1 protein-coding gene is annotated in these 732 nt (G+C 65.4%); it reads right to left on the minus strand.

All coding sequences use genetic code 11. The annotated features are described in order from the left end of the window. Positions 1–91: 91 nt before the first annotated feature. Positions 92–709 carry an alpha/beta hydrolase gene (locus tag J8I87_RS44090; protein ID WP_245254636.1) on the minus strand — a complete coding sequence of 206 codons (618 nt, stop codon included), beginning with the start codon at positions 707–709 and terminating at the stop codon, positions 92–94. Between the last annotated feature and the right edge of the window lie 23 nt (positions 710–732).

The raw sequence follows: 732 nt of genomic DNA on the forward strand, positions 1-732 counted from the left end.
TATGCGATGGGAGCGGATCGACTGGCGACGGTGTCGGCGCGCCGGCGCCAGGCCGACGGGCCGACAGGTGGCCCATCGAGACGATTACCGGTCAGTTCGTCGACTTCGCGGCAGCCTCAATCACCCGCGCGACTGCGGCCGGCTGAGAGATAAAGACAGCGTGGCTTGCGCTCACCTCGGTCACCTTGGCACCCGAGCGTTGGTACATCCAGCGCTGAAGCTGGGGGCTCACCATATGATCCTGGGTGGTCAGGATGGCGTAGCTGGGCTTGGTTCGCCATGCCGCCACGGAGACCGGCGCCCCCAACGCTTTCTCGGCGAGTTGGTCCTGCGAGTCCGCCAGGAATTGCGCGTCCGAAGGCGGGACGTCCGCGGCAAAGTTCTCACGGAATTTCGCTGGCGGGAGGAAGAAATACTTGTCCGGCGTCGCTCGCATCGCATCGTTTGGGGCGGCGAACTTCTGCAACAGCTGGCCGCTGGCTTCGCCGGCGTCGGGTTGCAGTGCGGCCACATAGACGAGCGAGCTGACCTTCGGGTCCGCACCTGCCTCCGTGATCACGGAGCCACCGTAGCTGTATCCGACCAGCACCACCGGGCCCGGCTGCTGATCGATGACATATCGACGTCCTCGGCGAGGCCTGTGAGCGGCTCTTGCACGATCGTCACGTGGTAACCATCCTTGACCAGGATGTCGTGGACGGCCCGCCAGCCGGAGCCATCCACCAGTGCGCC

Origin of the sequence: Paraburkholderia sp. LEh10 (genome assembly GCF_017814945.1) — a bacterium.
GTDB lineage: Bacteria > Pseudomonadota > Gammaproteobacteria > Burkholderiales > Burkholderiaceae > Paraburkholderia.